Annotated in this window: 15 protein-coding genes and 1 tRNA gene; 7 read left to right on the forward strand and 9 right to left on the reverse strand. The window is 47.8% G+C overall.

The window, feature by feature from the left end; genetic code table 11:
* Positions 1-7: 7 nt before the first annotated feature.
* The gene (locus AC9UEP_RS01555) at positions 8-769 is read right to left on the reverse strand and encodes an SDR family NAD(P)-dependent oxidoreductase (RefSeq protein WP_509543394.1); all 762 of its coding nucleotides are present in this window, start codon (positions 767-769) and stop codon (positions 8-10) included.
* A 199-nt stretch (positions 770-968) separates the two neighbouring features.
* Here AC9UEP_RS01555 and AC9UEP_RS01560 point away from each other — a divergent pair, with 199 nt between their 5' ends.
* Together AC9UEP_RS01560 and AC9UEP_RS01565 are read left to right on the forward strand one after the other, a co-directional pair.
* Positions 969-4,685 (forward strand): multifunctional oxoglutarate decarboxylase/oxoglutarate dehydrogenase thiamine pyrophosphate-binding subunit/dihydrolipoyllysine-residue succinyltransferase subunit, encoded by a 3,717-nt coding sequence (locus tag AC9UEP_RS01560; protein WP_509543396.1) that lies wholly within the window; start codon positions 969-971, stop codon positions 4,683-4,685.
* A complete protein-coding gene (locus AC9UEP_RS01565; protein ID WP_509543398.1) occupies positions 4,682-4,951 on the forward strand; it encodes a mycoredoxin in 270 nt (89 codons plus the stop codon). The genes AC9UEP_RS01560 and AC9UEP_RS01565 overlap by 4 nt, the downstream gene beginning before the upstream one ends.
* Here AC9UEP_RS01565 and AC9UEP_RS01570 read toward each other — a convergent pair.
* Complete coding sequence (locus AC9UEP_RS01570; RefSeq protein WP_509543400.1) at positions 4,923-5,300, reverse strand: S24/S26 family peptidase; 378 nt, start codon at positions 5,298-5,300, stop codon at positions 4,923-4,925. The genes AC9UEP_RS01565 and AC9UEP_RS01570 overlap by 29 nt on opposite strands.
* Before the next feature lie 51 nt (positions 5,301-5,351).
* On the opposite strand from AC9UEP_RS01570, the gene sodN reads away from it, so the two are divergent.
* The gene (sodN, locus tag AC9UEP_RS01575) at positions 5,352-5,750 is read left to right on the forward strand and encodes a superoxide dismutase, Ni (protein ID WP_509543402.1); all 399 of its coding nucleotides are present in this window, start codon (positions 5,352-5,354) and stop codon (positions 5,748-5,750) included.
* On the opposite strand, the gene AC9UEP_RS01580 is transcribed toward sodN, so the two are convergent.
* Genes AC9UEP_RS01580 through AC9UEP_RS01595 form a run of 4 tightly spaced genes read right to left on the reverse strand, consistent with a single transcriptional unit; the run spans position 5,751 to position 7,928 of the window.
* On the reverse strand, positions 5,751-6,158 hold the full coding sequence (locus AC9UEP_RS01580) for a thioesterase family protein (RefSeq protein ID WP_509543404.1): 408 nt from the start codon (positions 6,156-6,158) through the stop codon (positions 5,751-5,753). It lies immediately after the preceding gene.
* 10 nt (positions 6,159-6,168) lie between these two features.
* Positions 6,169-6,567 carry a hypothetical protein gene (locus AC9UEP_RS01585; protein ID WP_509543406.1) on the reverse strand — a complete coding sequence of 133 codons (399 nt, stop codon included), beginning with the start codon at positions 6,565-6,567 and terminating at the stop codon, positions 6,169-6,171.
* Entirely contained in the window at positions 6,564-7,190 is a 627-nt protein-coding gene (locus AC9UEP_RS01590; protein WP_509543408.1) for a sigma-70 family RNA polymerase sigma factor, read from the reverse strand. The genes AC9UEP_RS01585 and AC9UEP_RS01590 overlap by 4 nt, the downstream gene beginning before the upstream one ends.
* Positions 7,191-7,205: 15 nt before the next feature.
* Entirely contained in the window at positions 7,206-7,928 is a 723-nt protein-coding gene (locus AC9UEP_RS01595) for an SOS response-associated peptidase (protein ID WP_509543409.1), read from the reverse strand.
* Positions 7,929-7,999: 71 nt separating this feature from the next.
* On the opposite strand from AC9UEP_RS01595, the gene aroA reads away from it, so the two are divergent.
* From aroA to AC9UEP_RS01615, 4 genes are read left to right on the forward strand one after another with little or no spacing between them, the layout of a single operon-like run.
* Positions 8,000-9,277, forward strand: coding sequence for a 3-phosphoshikimate 1-carboxyvinyltransferase (gene aroA, locus AC9UEP_RS01600; protein ID WP_509543411.1), 1,278 nt, complete (start codon positions 8,000-8,002; stop codon positions 9,275-9,277).
* Positions 9,274-10,284: a ribosome small subunit-dependent GTPase A gene (rsgA, locus tag AC9UEP_RS01605; protein WP_509543412.1), complete on the forward strand. Its 1,011-nt coding sequence runs from the start codon at positions 9,274-9,276 to the stop codon at positions 10,282-10,284. Before aroA ends, rsgA begins: the two co-directional genes overlap by 4 nt.
* A gap of 9 nt (positions 10,285-10,293) precedes the next feature.
* Positions 10,294-11,100 carry an inositol monophosphatase family protein gene (locus tag AC9UEP_RS01610; RefSeq protein WP_509543413.1) on the forward strand — a complete coding sequence of 269 codons (807 nt, stop codon included), beginning with the start codon at positions 10,294-10,296 and terminating at the stop codon, positions 11,098-11,100.
* Positions 11,101-11,112: 12 nt separating this feature from the next.
* Positions 11,113-13,404, forward strand: a complete 2,292-nt coding sequence (locus tag AC9UEP_RS01615; RefSeq protein WP_509543414.1) for a heavy metal translocating P-type ATPase — start codon at positions 11,113-11,115, stop codon at positions 13,402-13,404.
* Positions 13,405-13,445: 41 nt separating this feature from the next.
* Here the strand turns inward: AC9UEP_RS01615 and AC9UEP_RS01620 are convergent.
* From AC9UEP_RS01620 to AC9UEP_RS01630, 3 genes are all read right to left on the reverse strand, one after another.
* A tRNA-Met gene (locus tag AC9UEP_RS01620) sits at positions 13,446-13,522 on the reverse strand.
* Between the two features lie 68 nt (positions 13,523-13,590).
* A complete protein-coding gene (locus AC9UEP_RS01625; protein WP_509543415.1) occupies positions 13,591-16,395 on the reverse strand; it encodes a UPF0182 family membrane protein in 2,805 nt (934 codons plus the stop codon).
* On the reverse strand, positions 16,392-17,096 hold the full coding sequence (locus tag AC9UEP_RS01630) for a S16 family serine protease (RefSeq protein ID WP_509543416.1): 705 nt from the start codon (positions 17,094-17,096) through the stop codon (positions 16,392-16,394). The genes AC9UEP_RS01625 and AC9UEP_RS01630 overlap by 4 nt, the downstream gene beginning before the upstream one ends.
* Positions 17,097-17,149 lie beyond the last annotated feature (53 nt).

Consider the following 17,149-nt stretch of genomic DNA (forward strand, 5'->3'; position numbering starts at 1 on the left):
GGGATCACTACCAAGGAACTATTTGGTTATCTTCCCAAAGAACTCCGGTAACTTTTTCAGCGTCCGTTGCACCAGCTAAATCAAATGCTCGAGTCACTAACCAAATTGCAGTAGCTGCACCCTCTTGAGCCGAACGTGGCGCATCCGCACCACCCATATCTGTTCGTGAATGATTAGGACAGATTGCATCAACAAGGAATCCACGAGCGCCAAGTCCGGTCTCATGCGCAAGGTTACGAACCAGTGCATTGACGCCAGCTTTACTGATTCGATACGGCGCAAGTCCTCCAGCATTTCCAGGTCCAGACATGCGACCTAAACAGGCAGAGAAAATAATGACGCGACCGTTTCGTGCATCGGCCATGGCAGGTGCAATTCCATTTACGAGTTGAAAGACAGAGTCAAGATTAATCGCCATCACTCTGCGCCACTCAGCATCATTTGTCCGAAGAGTCTTTGACATCTTCTCACTCATCACACCGTGAGCAAGAATAAGTAGTTGCGGAGTAGGTAGAGATTGATTGATTGAAGCTATGACTTCGCGAACAAGATGAGGTTGCTCGAGATCGCAGGTAAATGTAGAGATGTTGATCTGGGTTCCATTTGAGGCTGCGCGGATTGATTGCGCCGCCGAGGTTAATCGCTCAGAATCTTTGGCAATCAGCGCCAGATCAAAGCCTTGAAGTGCCAGAGCTTTGGCGGTCTCGAATCCCAAACCTCGGCTGCCACCGGTGATGATGGCTAGGGGGCGCGTGCTCGCTGCGGACATGGGGCAACTGTCTCAAAAAATGGAAACCTGCGCCTCTTGGGAGCGTTGGGCAAACTGTGCTCAATCTCGCGCTGACTGTGCGGGATATCCCATTTATTTGCAGTGCGTGGAGCCGATAGTCTTAGCCACGTTCAGTTACAGGATTTATATCTAGTTTGTATGTAATAGATATGTACGCCAGGACGCAAGGGAGCGCTCAGTGTCGCAATCAGGACAAGACTTTGGAGCAAATGATTGGCTCGTTGAAGAAATGTTCGAGCGATATCAAACCGATCCATCGTCTGTGCCCAGTGAGTGGATTGCGCATTTCCAAAATAATCCGCAGGTAGCTGACAAACCAAAGGCCGGAACACCGCCAACACCCAAGCCGATTACTCCCCCAAATATTTCTGTTCAAGGTTCAGCGCAACCAATTCCAGTTGCAGCTGCAGCGCCGGTTGCGGCTCCAGTTGTCACACAGCCAACTCCCGTGGCTTCGGCGCCTGCAACACAACCAATCGTTCGCACTCTTACAACGACTCCCGCAACACCAGCAGATCCGATTGCTAAACCAATTCCAACTTTAGTAACACCGAGTGCTTCAACACTTGAACCAATTCGCGGTGTTTCTGCTCGCGTTGTTCAGAGTATGGAAGCATCGTTAGCCGTTCCAACGGCAACATCTGTGCGCGCAATTCCGGCAAAGCTCATGATTGACAATCGAATTGTCATTAATAATCACTTGAAGCGCGGCCGCGGTGGAAAAGTTTCATTTACTCACATCATTGCCTACGCGATGATTAAAGCGCTGCGCGCAATGCCAGAGATGAATGCTTTCTACGGCGAAATCGAAGGAAAGCCAGCTCTTGGAAAACCTGAACATATCAACTTGGGAATTGCCATTGATTTAGCAAAACCCGATGGAACGCGTCAATTACTAGTTCCATCAATTAAGGGTTGCGAAGAACTTGAATTCGGTCAGTTCTGGTCGGCCTATGAAGCAATTGTTAAGAAGGCTCGTGGTGGAACTCTCACCGTTGAAGATTACGCAGGAACAACTGTTTCCCTGACTAATCCAGGGACCCTTGGAACAGTTCACTCTGTTCCACGGTTAGTGCAGGGTCAAGGGCTCATCCTGGGTGTGGGGGCGCTGGATTACCCAGCAGAGTTCCAGGGAGCAAGTGTAGAAACTCTCGCACGTCTTGCCATAAGCAAGGTAATTACTCTTACAAGCACATACGATCACCGCGTTATTCAAGGTGCACAATCTGGTGATTTCTTGCGCCGTATCAACGAATATCTTCTCGGCGCAGATGATTTTTACGATGAAATCTTTACTGCACTACGTATGCCATATGAGCCAATCCGTTGGGCTTTAGATTTTGCAGTCACCAAAGATGAAGAGATTGATAAGACAGCGCGCGTTCAACAGCTGATTCATGCCTATCGCACCTGGGGTCACCTCATGGCTGATATCGATCCGCTTGTTTATATGCAGCGCAATCATCCAGATCTGGATGTGCGCACACATGGGCTTACGCTCTGGGATCTCGATCGTGAATTTGCAACAGGTGGATTTGGTGGAAAGAAGTTTCTACCTCTACGTAAGATTCTTGGAATTCTCCGCGATGCATACTGCCGCTCAATCGGACTTGAGTACATGCACATTTCAAACCCTGCGGAGCGTCAGTGGTTCCAGCAACATGTTGAAGGTGTTTCTGAAGTTCCAGATCGCGTAGAGCAACTTCGGATATTGCGTACCCTCAATAGCGCTGAAGCATTTGAATCTTTCTTACAGACAAAGTTCGTAGGACAAAAGCGCTTCTCACTTGAAGGTGGAGAATCTGTCATTCCACTTACAGATGCGATTGTTTCTGCAGCGGCAGAGCGTGGACTAGATGAAGTTTGTATTGGAATGCCCCACCGTGGACGCCTAAATATGCTGGCAAATATTGCGGGTAAGCCAGTAGGCCAGATTTTCCAAGAGTTCCAAGGACACTACGCCGAGAACCAAGTACATGGTTCAGGAGATGTGAAGTACCACTTAGGTACGGAAGGAATCTTCACAACAGAATCTGGCGCAAAGACCAAAATTTATTTAGCTGCAAACCCATCACACCTGGAAGCTGTTAATCCGGTACTTGAGGGAATCGTGCGCGCTAAGCAAGATCGCCTGAATACAAAGGGTTCTTACACAGTGTTGCCAATCCTGCTCCACGGTGACGCATCATTTGCTGGCCAAGGTATTAACGCTGAAACACTTCAGCTATCGCAACTTCCGGGCTATCGCACTGGTGGAACCATCCACATCGTGGTCAATAACCAAGTTGGATTTACTACTTCACCTCAAGCCTCACGCACCTCTCGTTATTCAACAGATGTCGCTAAGTTAATCGAAGCACCTGTTCTTCACGTTAACGGTGATGATCCTGAGGCTTGCGTACGAGTTGCACGTATGGCATTTGAATATCGCCAAGCTTTTAATAAAGATATCGTCATTGACATGGTCTGTTACCGCAGACGTGGTCACAACGAAGGTGATGAACCAAGCTTCACACAGCCTTTGATGTACAAACTCATCGATGCCAAACGCACCACTCGTACTTTGTATACCGAGGCTCTCGTTGGCCGCGGAGATATCACTCCAGAAGAAGCAGATGAAATTGCGCGCGATTACCAGGTCCAACTCGAAGAGGTATTTGCATCCGTTGCTAACTATGAAGAACATAGCGATCCAAACTTCGTAGTCCCTATTGTTCCCAATGCAGAAGATGTACCAACCTTTATCTCTGAGCAGCTAGTTCGCGAAATTGCAGCAACTCAAACTGCGGTACCAGAAGGATTCCATATCCATCCAAAACTGCTGCCACAGCTTCAAAAGCGCGCAGAGTCCATCAACGATGGAACTATCGACTGGTCTACGGGTGAAATGCTCGCCTTCGGCTCACTTCTTAAAGAAGGTCGCCCAGTTCGTTTAGCGGGACAAGATTCACGTCGTGGAACGTTCTCAAATCGTCACGCTGTAATTATTGATAAAGAAAATGGTAGTGAGTGGACACCGCTACGTTCCCTGATTTCAGATGCAAACCAGTTCTTCGTCGTTGATTCCTTGCTCAGTGAATATGCGGCGATGGGATTTGAATACGGATACTCCGTTGTTCGCGAAGATGCACTTGTCTTATGGGAAGGTCAGTTCGGAGACTTTGCAAATGGCGCACAGACAATCATCGATGAGTTCATCTCATCAGCACTTCAAAAGTGGGGAGAGCGTTCATCTGTAGTGCTTTTACTTCCGCACGGCTATGAAGGCCAAGGCCCAGATCACTCATCTGCCCGTATCGAGCGATTCCTGGCACTTTGTGCCGAGAAGAATATGACTGTGGCCCAACCATCAACTCCTGCCTCTTACTTCCACCTACTGCGTTTTCACGCAGCGAATCCAAAGCGTCGCCCAATGGTTGTCTTCACGCCAAAGTCGATGTTGCGTCTGAAGGCAGCTGCCTCATCTATCAGTGACTTCACATCGGGAACTTTCTTGCCAGTCATCGGTGATTCAACTGTCAACAATGCATCACGCGTAATTTTCTGTTCCGGAAAGATTTATCACGACCTCGTTGCAGAGCGCAATCGCTTAAATGACAGCAGCACTGCCATTGTTCGAGTCGAGCGTTTATACCCATTCCCTGTTGCCCAGATGGAAGTGGAAGCGAAGAAGCATCCAAATGCGAACTTGCTCTGGGTACAAGATGAGCCTGCCAACCAAGGTGCCTGGCCACATGTTGCGCTAAGTACCACTGAATCAATTGGCGGAACTGGTGTTGATTCACGAGTATTACGTCGCATCTCTCGTCGCGCAGCAGCTTCTCCTGCAACCGGAAGTCATCACCTGCACGAAGATGAAGCAAAGGCTTTACTAGATGAGGCATTTACGCGATGACATACTCAGTTGATTTAACCGGTCAAGAGTTTGTGATGTTTAGTACTGATTGGTGCGGGTATTGCAAGAGACTTAAGCGCCAACTTGGTGAAGTAGGAATTACTTTTCGCGAAATTAATGTCGAGCAAGAACCAGAATCAGCTGATTTTGTGGAACAGGTTAACGGTGGCAATCGTGTCGTTCCTACCTTGCTCTTCTCTGATGGAACTTCGCTAACAAATCCATCAGTGATTGCAGTCAGAGAGAAGTTGGCTTCGCTCGCTTAACTCTGAATTCAATGCGCGCTTTTACATAATGTATTGGTAGCCATCCCCATGTACGCGAATCTGTTCCGGCAGGATTATCACTCAGCAGATAGATCATCGGGTGCTCAGCATTTTGCTCTCGCGCATCTGCAATACGTTTCACAAAGTAAATGCCTTGTTGTTCTGCTCGCTCAATAACAACGGTATCTCCCACGGCAAGAAAGTTCAGTAGTCGAAGGCGATGTAATAACTTCGTAAGCGGATTGCGAGCCATCGAGTAATCTGCCCACCGCGCCATCAGCCAATCACCATCGTAATAAGTGGGGGCCATCGAGTTTCCCTCAACCCGAACGCTCGCATGCTTGGCCATAGTGGTCATCCTAGGATGCACCCACTTAAGCAATGGAGTACCCTGCCGCATATGAGAAACTTTCTTACACCTAAAGTCACTGTTCACGCACACTGCGATCTTCCATGCGGCGTTTACGATCCAGCACAAGCAAAGATTGAGGCACTCTCAGTAAAAGCTTGCATGGAGAAGTACGCAGCCAATGCAGATGCAGATTTCCGTTCACGTTCTGTTGCAATTAAAGAAGAGCGTTCACATCAAGTCAAAGAGCACCTCTGGGTTCTCTGGACTGACTACTTTAAGGGTCCACATTTCGAGGCTTACCCACAGTTGCACTCACTCTTTAATGATGCGACAAAACTTGCAGGTGCTGCCGGAACTAAGGGAACTCAGGATGTAAAGGTTGCGGATCAACTCATTGCAAAAATTGATGAGATTGCTGAAATCTTCTGGGCAACAAAGAAGGCTTAACTATTCGTTAATAAGTGATTGAGCGGCAGTTCGGGCGAGGAAAGATAATCGCTCAACTGTCGCTCTTTTTATTTGCGCTTGTGCTAAATGTCGCTCGCCCTCATAAACATCGCAGGTAAAGGATAGCTGGCGTCCATCGATTTCAATGAGCCGTGAATTTGCCCGAATCTCAGCGCCAGCGGTTGCAGATCCAACAATTTCAAGAGCTGAATGTGTAAGAAATGTTGTTTCACCGGAATCAAGATATTCAGAAAGTGATGCCACGCACGCATTCTCCATCAGAGTTAAGTAATGCGATGGGGCAACAACCGGAAGATCAGAGACGCCCATAGTTACGCAGGTATCTCCGGGGCGAACTGTCATAACAGAGAAACCAACCGCTCCTAGGACTTCATCTGCCGATTTCATACTTCGAAGGCTAGTCCTCGTCGTCGATGAAGTGTTGGATGTGCGTCTGTTCAATTTGAATCTCGCGGTGTTCGATATTTCCGAACTCATCGACCTCAATAGAAATTTCAGTCATGCTGAACTGGGTGACTACCTCTGTAGCACCTGCATAGTTTCCTATCTGCTCACGAATTTGGCGATTGATATTCTGGCGAAGTTCCTCCGGGGCTTGCTCATTACATGAGCGCCTCAAAACATCGGCAAGCATCTGGTGCATAAGCCGTTCATGTTCAATTTCAGCCGTGCAGGGTGCGCAGTGAGTTAAGTGGGAGTTAATTTGCGCCGCTTGCGGCACGGTCTCCAATTCATCTTCAATGATAAAGATTGCGGAAGAGAGAACTTCACTACATTGAATCTCGATGAAACTCATTTGCTGCCTCCCTTCTTAATAGAAGGCTTATCTGAAGACTCAGTTGAATAGCCAAGTTCCTTGGCATAGTCGGTGAGTTTCTCACGTAGCTGTTTACGACCTCTGTGCAAACGTGACATGACTGTGCCTGCCGGTGCTCCAACAATCTCTGCAATCTCTTTATAGGAAAAACCTTCTACGTCGGCTAAATAAACAACCATGCGAAACTCTTCCGGAATCTCTTGTAGCGCGCGTTTGATATCGCTATCAGGTAAGGATTCAAGAGCAACAGTTTCAGCAGATTTTCCTTGATCACTTGTATGGCTTTGAGCTTTAGCCACTTGCCAGTCTTCAAGTTCATTATCTGCGATGAGAGGTTGGCGTTGTCCTTTGCGATAGGAATTGATAAATGTCGTTGTCAGTACTCGGTAGAGCCAGGCACGTAGATTGGTTCCTTCTTCAAATTGATGAAAAGAAGTGAAAGCTTTGAGGAAGGTGTCTTGCACTAAATCGCGCGCATCTTCTGGATTCTTTGTATAACGAAGTGCTGCTGCATACAACTGATTTGTAAACACCAAAGCATCACGCTCGAACCGAGTAGTGCGATCGGCGGCGCTTTCTAGAACTAAATCCTTCGATGTCATTGATACAAGGTTATATTAGAAAAGGGTTTCGGGCTCGCCTAGTTCTACGGGAATAATCAATTCAGCTCCGTTGTTAGCAACCAGGTTTACGCGAGGCGAAACGGGTTGTGCGACTAACCCGGCATCCGGCTCGTCTACCTCCATCAACTTAAGTAGCCGGTGGATATCTCGCGCCTCGGTATCAAGCCAACCTTGCCAGCGGTCTCGCGGCATAAATACTGGCATCCGGCTATGAATAGTTGCCAACTCTCCCACTGCTTCACGGGTAATAATTGCAGCGCTCTGAATCACTACACCTTTCTCACTCTGCCAAGAACTCCAAATTCCGGCGATAGAAAGTTGTTCACCATCTATTTGGGAAATATAGAAAGGTTGTTTTGGTGAATATTTACCGAGCGAGGTTGCCCATTCGTAGTAACCACTTGCAGGAATAAGACATCGTGAAGTTCTAAATGCATGTCTAAATGTTGGCTTCTCGTAGATTGATTCACTACGTGCATTAATTGCATGCGACTGTGAAGCACGTGCATCAGCTAAATTCTTCTGCCACGGCGCGATGATCCCCCAGGATGCGGAATCAAGGATTCGTGAATCTGATTCACTTCGCACTATATAAATCTCATTGGTCGGCGCAATATTCCAATTTAATGGCAATGATTGATCGAGTGTGGAGCCAGCTAAATCAAAGCTCTTGACTAACTCTTCTGCGCCCAGTGATTGCGCATATCTTCCACACATACTGATAATTCTAACTTTGTTATAGGTTTTCGCCGTCTCTTCGCACCCTATGCACGCGTTAGACTCTGCATATGCACGAACTCTGGCCCGCACCTTTTCGCGGACGAAAGCCGATTTCATCTAAGGTAACCATCCCTGGATCAAAATCGGTGACTAATCGCGCGCTGATTCTTGCTGCCCAGGCAACCTCGCCCTCAATTATTCGCAAGCCACTCATCTCACGTGATTCAGAGTTGATGTCTGCCGGTCTTGTTTCACTCGGTGTCGGTATTCATGATCAAGGTGACAATCAGAGCTGGCGAATTACACCAGCACCTCTTAAGGGCCCAGCGCTGATTGATGTGGGAAACGCCGGAACAGTGATGCGGTTCTTACCGCCGCTTGCCGCACTTGCACAAGGTGAGATCAGTTTTGATGGAGATTCACGTTCGTATGAAAGACCTATTGGACCAGTCATTAAGGCTTTAGAAGAACTTGGAATTGAAATAGATCATCAAGGTCGATACTCCCTACCGATGGTGATTAAAGGAACTGGTGTCATTCCTGGCGGAGAATTAACAATCGATGCAAGTAAGTCGAGCCAATTTTTGTCAGCGCTCTTACTCATAGGACCAAGTATGAAAAATGGAATTACAATTACCCACAATGGAAGTGCACTTCCCTCAATGCCACATATTGATATGACGGTTCAGATGCTCCGCGATTTTGGTGCCGAAGTTGAAGTTGATAAAGCAAGCCAGAGCTGGAGTGTGAAGGCTGGATCTCTCCCAGGACAAGATTTAGCCATTGAACCAGATCTTTCTAACGCAGCACCATTCTTATCTATTGCAATGGTCTGCGGTGGCAGTATCACGATTGCAGATTGGCCAAAGGAAACTACGCAACCCGGAGATCATTTGCGCGAGATATTTACAAAGATGGGTGCACGGGTTGAATTAGACGCTATTGGGTTAACCCTGACTGGCGGTGGCTCGATTCATGGAATCGATATAGATCTCCATGATGTTGGTGAACTCACTCCATCTATCGCAGCCCTTGCCGCCCTTGCAGATTCACCTTCTCATCTGCGCGGTATCGGTCACCTTCGTTTGCACGAAACTGATCGTTTGGCAGCACTGACGCGAGAAATCAACGCACTCGGTGGAAGCGTTGTAGAAAAAGAGACTGCACTGCACATCACCCCAGCCCCACTTCATGGTGGAACATTTCACACATATGACGATCATCGATTAGCAACGGCTGGCGCTGTCATTGGCCTTGTTACACCGGATGTCATGATTGAAAATGTCGCCACAACACGTAAGACGCTGCCCGATTTCCCAGGGCTCTGGAAGAGTTTGGTTCTATGAGTCCTCGCGAATACGACGAATCCGATGCTCGCATTCGGCCATCTCGCACTACTCGCAGGCGCACAAAAGATCGACCTCTTCATTCAGATTCAATCACAGCATTTGTCACCACAGTTGATCGCGGTCGCACCACCTGCGTGACTGATGAAGGAGTAATCATCACCGCCATGAAAGCTCGCGAACTTGGCCCTAAATCTGTTGTTGTTGGTGATCTCGTAGAAATCGTTGGCGATGTCACCGGCAGTGAAGGCTCACTTGCGCGCATAGTTGTTGTTAATGAACGTACAAATTCTCTTAGCAGAACGGTAGATGATGTCGCACGAGTTGAGCGCACGATTGTGGCAAATATCGATCAGTTGCTGATTGTGGTTGCATCAGCTAATCCAGAACCGCGTCGCGGGCTCATTGATAGATTCCTTGTTAGCGCTTTCCACGAATCTATTAAGCCCATTATTATTGTGACGAAAGTTGATGTCTCGCCAGTTCCTGAATTCATTCAAGAGTACAAGGCGCTGGGCGTTGACATTATTACAACATCTTCAAAGACCGAGTCTCGCACACAAGACGTTGCAGCTATTCTGGATATTCTCGATGACAAGATTTCTGTTCTTGTTGGACATTCAGGCGTTGGAAAGTCCACACTTATCAATGACTTGGTTCCCGATGCAGATCGAATGACTGGCGATGTTAATGATGTCACTGGACGCGGCCGCCACACCTCATCAAGTGCGATTGCACTACCTCTTGAAAATGGTGGCTGGATTATCGATACGCCGGGTATTCGCGCCTTTGGGCTATCTCACCTGAATAAAGATCGCATCATTGAATCCTTCCCAGATATTTACCAAGTCACGCAAACCTGCATGCCTAACTGCTCACACCATGAAATTTCTTGTTCACTTAATCCTTGGATTGAATCCGACCCTGCGTTACAGGTGGAGCGGTTAAGGAGAGTTACTAGCCTTCGCTCGTTGCTTGAAGTCAAGCTCGCCGAGGACGAGGGTTAGACTGGGCATATGAGCACTCATTACGGTGAAGATTTAGCACTTGCACACCGTTTAGCAGATGCTGCAGATACCATCACACTGGCTCGATATCAAGCACTTGATTTAACAATTACAACCAAACCGGATAACACTCCGGTCACCGATGCCGATAAATCTGCAGAATCTGCAATTCGCGCGATGCTTGATAGAGATCGACCGGTTGATGGAATTGTCGGCGAAGAGTTCGGAACCCAAGGGCTAGAAAGAGATCGTTACTGGGTTATTGATCCCATCGATGGCACAAAGAATTTTATGCGTGGCGTGCCCACATGGGCAACGCTCATCGCATTAGTTGCGAAACAGGATGATGGAGGTGAAGTCGTCGTAGCAGGAGTAGTCAGTGCACCCGCACTCTTTCGCCGTTGGTATGCAACTGTCGGCGGCGGAGCCTTCGTCATTATTAATGGCCAAACGCCAAAAAAAATCTCGGTTTCAAAAGTGGCAAAGATTGAAGATGCATCAATTTCCTACTCAGACTTGATTGGGTGGGGAAATCGATTAGAGAATTTTCAACACTTGCTACAAAGTGCTTGGCGCACCAGAGCCCATGGTGATTTCTGGTCACATATGTTGGTGGCAGAAGGTGCGGTAGATATTGCTGCTGAGCCATCACTGGCGCTATGGGATATGGCAGCACTCGACATTATTGTTCGTGAAGCTGGTGGGCGCTTCACCAACCTCGATGGAAAAAATGGATCTCACGGTGGTAATGGGCTTTCCACAAATTCAGCCCTACACGACTATGCAGTTAATTCTCTTCGCCTGAAGAACGCATAAGGTAGTAGCAAGATGAGCCAGAAAATGTCAGATTCAGATAGCTCGCTCCAGAAGAACGCTCTGGTGGCGCAAACTTTCGCTATCAGCGGCATGACGTGTTCTTCATGCGTAAACACCATTGAGAGCAAACTCAATGAGCTGCCTGGAGTATCTGCCTCCGTTAATTTCGCTTCAGAAACCGTTCACGTTCTTGGACCATCTGATTTATCACCGGATGAAATCATAAGACAAGTGAAATCTGCTGGTTATTCGGCAACCCTGCTTACAGATAACTCTGACCCTGCCTTACATCGCAAAGGCGCCGCCCGAGCTCTCTTCTTCGCAACACTATTTGCGATTCCTGCGGTAGCAATTTCGATGGTGATGAGCTGGCACCAACCGATCAATGATTGGCTCATTTCACTCTTTGAAGATTACGGGATTGCGCAACCACCACACGCCGATCATCTCTTTGCATCCTGGCTAGTTCTTGCTATTACTACCCCGCTTATTGTCTTTGTTGCCTGGCCTATTCATAGAGCAGCTATTCGCAACATCATTCATCCCACTATGGATACTTTGATTTCCCTTGGATCCATTAGTGCATATGCGTGGTCAATCTATGCGACCTATACGCGCGAAGGTGATATCTATACCGAAGTTGCTGCAGGCGTTCTCTTCTTTGTCATTCTCGGGCGCTATCTTGAATCACGCGCTAAGCGCAACGCCAGCAGCGCTCTCTCTTCCCTCTTGGCACTCGGTGCGAAAGAAGTTTCTGTTGTACGCGCTGGAGTTGAAGTTCTCATCCCGATATCTCATCTGGTCATAGGCGATGAATTTGTGGTGAAGCCAGGTGGGCGTATTGCAACCGATGGAATAATCATTTCAGGGCAAAGTTCGGTAGATAATTCACTCATTACCGGCGAATCTGCCCCAGTTGAAGTTTCACCAGGATCTCGCGTCATTGGTTCTGCGATGAATAACAACGGACGAATCATCGTTCGCGCTACCCGAATTGGTAGTGACACTGAATTAGCACGCATCACCGCAATGGTTGTTACTGCTCAAGGAACCAAAGCACCTATTCAAAAACTAGCAAATAAAATTGCATCAATCTTCGTTCCGGTCGTGGGCGCCCTTTCGTTGGCAACATTTGGATATTGGTATTTCATCGCAAATGAATCCCTCTCATTCGCAATCTCTACCGCAATCACTGTGCTTGTTATCGCTTGCCCGTGCGCCCTCGGATTAGCCACCCCGGTCGCGCTCTTGGTGGCTTCCGGTCGTGGGGCGCTACGAGGCATTGTTATTCGTAACCCGCAAGCACTTGAGATTTCTCAAAGCATTGATGTGGCAGTGCTAGATAAGACCGGAACTCTCACCGATGGATCCATGCATATTCGTGAGGTAGTTATTCCAGTGTCAGCGCAGAAAGTTCTGGGAAGTGAGTTTGCCGGACTGTTAACCGAAAGCAACATCCTCTCAACCGCCTTAACTCTGGAAAGCCAGAGCGAACATCCCACTGCGCAAGCAATCACTGCTTACGCACTTGCACATAAAGCAACGCAGTTACCCGTTACCGAATTTACCCAAACACCTGGGGCCGGCGTTGCTGCTCGCGTTAATGTTGGTCCGAGGTCGCCAGTTGTTCTGATTGGTTCGCCAGCTTCAATTGCACATAGCTGTGTTGAATTTGATCGCCAGATATCTGAGGCAATATCGCGCGCTGAAAGTAATTCGCAGGCAGTCTCAGTACTTGCATGGGATGGCGTTGCACTTGCTGTCTTTGCCTCAGGAGATCAGATTAAGAGCGATTCGGCCGCAACTATTGCAGCACTTGAATCGCGCGGAATTACAACCTGGTTACTCACAGGTGACAATGCTGCAAGTGCAGCATCGGTTGCCCAGCAAGTTGGAATTAGTCCTGATCGAGTTCTCGCCCAGGTGCTGCCGGAAGATAAGTTGGCAAAGGTTTCTTCACTACAAAGAGAAGGTCGCCGAGTTTTGATGATTGGTGATGGCGTTAATGATGCCGCAGCTTTGGCTGCTGCAGATCTCAGTATCGCCATGGGTACCGGAACTGACGTTGCAATTTCCACGGCAGACATTACGTTGATGCGACCAGCACTAATGGGTGTCATTGACGCCCTCGATTTATCAAAACGCACCCTGTCGACTATCAAAGGAAATCTCACCTGGGCATTTGCCTATAACGTGATTGGAATCCCGATTGCCGCAGTTGGTTTTGCTTCACCTATGTATGCAGCAGCAGCTATGGCGATCAGCAGCCTCTTTGTTGTTACACACTCACTGAGAATTAGATAACAAGCACAAAACCCAGATACTTCGTCAATCAGTTACTTCATTGGTAGCGGGGGCAGGATTTGAACCTACGACCTCTGGGTTATGAGCCCAGCGAGCTACCGAGCTGCTCCACCCCGCGTCGGAAGCGCAATCATAAGCGCAACTACAACACATCACCAAATCGGTGAAGTGTGCAGGTGTAATCGACTACTTGCGCGATTGTGCAGCGAGAGCAGCAGCGATTGCTGATTTAAGTCGATCTTGTGCGCGACCATAAGCTGAGAAGTCGCCCTTAGCAAGTGCGGCTTGTCCATCTGCAATTGCTTGCTTAGCACTTTGTAGCGCACTTGCAAGGTCAGCAGAACTGTTGTTCGTTGTTGGATTTGCTGATGATGAAGATGTTCCCGAGTTGCCACCGAATACTTGATCCAGTGCGCCCTTGAGCGAACTATCAAAACCAATCACATCTCCAAATGAGACCAACACTTTCTGAAGTAGTGGATATGCAGCCGAGTTAGCAGTCGCTAACACATAGACAGGTTGCACGTAGAGCAAACCATTTCCAACTGGAAGTGTGAGCAAGTTACCGAGCACAACATCAGATCCACCTTGTCGCAATAGCGATAGTGCATTTGCGACTTCTGGCTTCGCTTCGAAGTTCGATGCGACCTGAGATGGTCCTGCAATAGCTGTACTGCGTGGTAGTTGGAGGACAGTAATTTTTCCATAATCAGGTCCTGCAGTTGAATTCACGGCAGCGAAAGCTGAAAGGTTTTCACGTCCACCTCGTGGCACAAATGGAGTCGTTAATGAGTATGCCGGTGTCTTTGAACCTGGCATCTGCACAGTCATGAAATACGGCGGTTGTGCACCAGCGTTTGCCCCGAAGGTAGAAGGATCGCGCGGCACACGCCAGAAATCTTGTCCACCGTAGAAGGCAGCTGCGTTGTTCACATGATATGAACTTAAGATGTCGCGTTGAACCCGGAACATATCTTCTGGGTAGCGAACATGCTCCAGCAGCCCCTTAGACATGGCGCTCTTTGCCTTTACTGTATTTGGAAATGCCTTCATCCAAGTCTTAAGGACAGGGTCTTTCTCATCCCACTGATAAAGCGTGACGCTTCCATCGTATGCGTCAACCGTTGCTTTGACGGAGTTACGAATGTAATTCACTTTTCTATTCGCCTGCGCGGTGATAGATGTTGAATTGACAGTCAGCGCATCAGCAGTTGCTGTGGAAAGTGATGTGGTTTGAGAATATGGATAGCCAGCACTTGTTGTGTAACCATCGATGATCCATGTGACTTTGCCATCTACAACCGATGGATATGGATCTCCATCAAGGGTAAGCCATGGGGCCACCTTTGCTACACGTTCACGAGGTGAACGGTTGTAGAGAATCTTAGAATCAGCATTGATCAGGTTAGAAAGTAAGATTCGCTGCTCTTGATATTTAATTGCGAAGAGCAACTTATTAATGGTGCTACCAACGGCAACTCCACCGGTTCCTGTGTATGTGTAATTCTTCTGACCATTTGCAGAGCTGTCATCTGGATAGTCGAATTCGACTGGAGATTCAGTCTTCTTTCCACCAATAATTGAGTAGTCAGGAACATTCTCACCAAAGTAGATACGGGGCTGGAACTCGCCTAAGCCTTTAGTTGGCGGAAGATCGCCGACTGCAAAACTTGGCTTTCCATCTGCATCCACGGTATTTGCATAGGCTGCGACATAACCGAATCCGTGTGTATATACCAAGTGGTCGTTAATCCAATTTCGACTTGGGTTACCTTCGATATTAAGTTCGCGGACAGCAACTACCGCATCGCGAGAAACGCCATCGATTGTGTAACGATCAATATCAAGTGACTGTGGGAATGTGTAATACGGCTTAATCTGCTGAAGTTGACGGAAAGTTGCAGAAATTACATTGGGATCCATCAGTCGGATGTTGGCAATTGTCGCCGCATCCTTTGCAAGTTGCCCAGCACTAGTAGAAAGCGTTGCGTTGTAATCCTGAATCTCAACTCCGTCGAGATCATAAGCAGCTCGGGTAGCTTCAATATTGCGCTCAATGTAGGGAGCTTCCTTAGATGATTCAGATGGCTTTACTTGAAATTGCTGAATCGCCGCTGGATACAGACCAGCGATGAGAATTGAAGAGACAACAAGTAAGGCTGTGCCTGCTGCTGGCAATAACCATGAGCGACGAACGATATTTGCAAAGAAGAGGAGTGAGCAGACTACAGCGATAGCGGACAGGATTGCTTTCGCGGGTAGCAAAGCATTGACATCTGCGAACTTAAGTCCGGTGATGAGGGTGCTCTCTTTAAGTGCGAGGGCAAAGCGATCAAACCAGTAAGCAACAGCTTTGAGTAGAACAATAAGTCCGAGCAAAATAGAAATCTGAACTCTAGCTGCAACAGTTGTTCGGTCAGTTTGCACAGCGGTGCGAATTCCGCCATACATGTAATGAACGAATGCACTTGCCAGGGCTGCCAAGATGAGAGTTGAAATTCCCCAACCAATGAGCGCCTGGAAAATTGGAATTTTGAAAGCGAAGAAGGAGATATCGAGATTGAACTGAGGATCCTTAACACCAAACTCAGTTGAGTTTCTAAAGAGTAACCATTCGCGCCAAGACGACATTCCAGAAGAGCCGGCAAAGTAGGTAAGGACTAGGCAAACTCCAACAAAGACTAAGAGTCTAATTGGCTCAATTTGTGCGCGTAAACGCTCGAGGCCGTTAACTTCAATGCTTGTTGGAACATAGAGCGGACGCGTTCTATATGCAATGAAGATATTGAGCGAGATTACAAAGGAGGTAATCAACCCAGTAACCAAAAAGAGCTGAATCTTTGTGGCAAGAACTGTTGTCCATACTGAGGTGAAATCTACAGATTGAAACCAGAGCCAATCAATATAGAAGCTACTGAAGTAAAGCGTTGCAGCTGCTAGTGCAACCAATATTCCGACAGTAATGACGAGCGGGCTACGATTTCTATTCATGCCGTTAGATTAGTGCACCCCTGGACACCTCGAAAATTGGAATTTCCCCCATCTTTAAGGGCCGTATAGGCCTCTTCTAGGGTTGAGACGGCAATTACTTTCAGCCCATCTACCTCACCTGAGATCTCATTGCAGTTTTGCCGAGAGATGAAAAGTAGTTCTACGCCAGCTGCGCGGGCTGCCACTATCTTTTCTTGAACCCCGCCAATAGCTCCTACTCTGCCGGAGGCGGAGATGGTCCCAGTAGCTGCAATCTTTCTTCCTTGCAAAAGATTCTCAGGTGATAAAAGTTCCACCAAGCCCAGTGAGAAAATCAGCCCTCCACTTGGACCACCAGTATTTTTCAAGGAAACTTTCAGGGAGGCATCGGTAAGTCCAGCAAGGTTTTGCTCTGGATATTTCTTGGCAAAGAGTTTCTTCGTTGCCACAATTGCCGAACTTTGCGATTGCTTCATCTCTTTCGCACCTTCTGCTAATTCAACCTTGTCATCAGTTGCTTTGGGATAAATGACCGAACGCGGGGTGACAACACAGGTCGGTTTCGTCCAACACTTAAGAACTTCAAATCCCAGAATTATCGATTGGGGGTTAGTGACCCAGATAGATAGGAGAAACATCTGACCATCGACGGGATAAGTTTTTACTGAATTAACTTTTAGCATCTTTGGAAAGAGCGGGTTTCCTTGGCCAGGATTAATCAAAACGAAATTTACCGGGAGTACGAGGGGGGCTATCAGAAATAGCAAGATAAAGA

Source organism: Candidatus Planktophila sp. (genome assembly GCF_040402315.1).
In the GTDB taxonomy this organism is placed as follows: domain Bacteria; phylum Actinomycetota; class Actinomycetes; order Nanopelagicales; family Nanopelagicaceae; genus Planktophila.

Coding starts and splice junctions, on each gene's coding strand:
- AC9UEP_RS01610 (WP_509543413.1), top strand. CDS start 10,294: ATGAGCACTCATTACGGTGAAGATTTAGCACTTGCACACCGTTTAGCA.
- AC9UEP_RS01570 (WP_509543400.1), bottom strand. CDS start 5,300: ATGGCCAAGCATGCGAGCGTTCGGGTTGAGGGAAACTCGATGGCCCCC.
- aroA (WP_509543411.1), top strand. CDS start 8,000: ATGCACGAACTCTGGCCCGCACCTTTTCGCGGACGAAAGCCGATTTCA.
- AC9UEP_RS01565 (WP_509543398.1), top strand. CDS start 4,682: ATGACATACTCAGTTGATTTAACCGGTCAAGAGTTTGTGATGTTTAGT.
- AC9UEP_RS01585 (WP_509543406.1), bottom strand. CDS start 6,567: ATGAGTTTCATCGAGATTCAATGTAGTGAAGTTCTCTCTTCCGCAATC.
- AC9UEP_RS01580 (WP_509543404.1), bottom strand. CDS start 6,158: ATGAAATCGGCAGATGAAGTCCTAGGAGCGGTTGGTTTCTCTGTTATG.
- AC9UEP_RS01595 (WP_509543409.1), bottom strand. CDS start 7,928: ATGTGTGGAAGATATGCGCAATCACTGGGCGCAGAAGAGTTAGTCAAG.
- rsgA (WP_509543412.1), top strand. CDS start 9,274: ATGAGTCCTCGCGAATACGACGAATCCGATGCTCGCATTCGGCCATCT.
- AC9UEP_RS01615 (WP_509543414.1), top strand. CDS start 11,113: ATGAGCCAGAAAATGTCAGATTCAGATAGCTCGCTCCAGAAGAACGCT.
- AC9UEP_RS01555 (WP_509543394.1), bottom strand. CDS start 769: ATGTCCGCAGCGAGCACGCGCCCCCTAGCCATCATCACCGGTGGCAGC.
- sodN (WP_509543402.1), top strand. CDS start 5,352: ATGAGAAACTTTCTTACACCTAAAGTCACTGTTCACGCACACTGCGAT.
- AC9UEP_RS01590 (WP_509543408.1), bottom strand. CDS start 7,190: ATGACATCGAAGGATTTAGTTCTAGAAAGCGCCGCCGATCGCACTACT.
- AC9UEP_RS01625 (WP_509543415.1), bottom strand. CDS start 16,395: ATGAATAGAAATCGTAGCCCGCTCGTCATTACTGTCGGAATATTGGTT.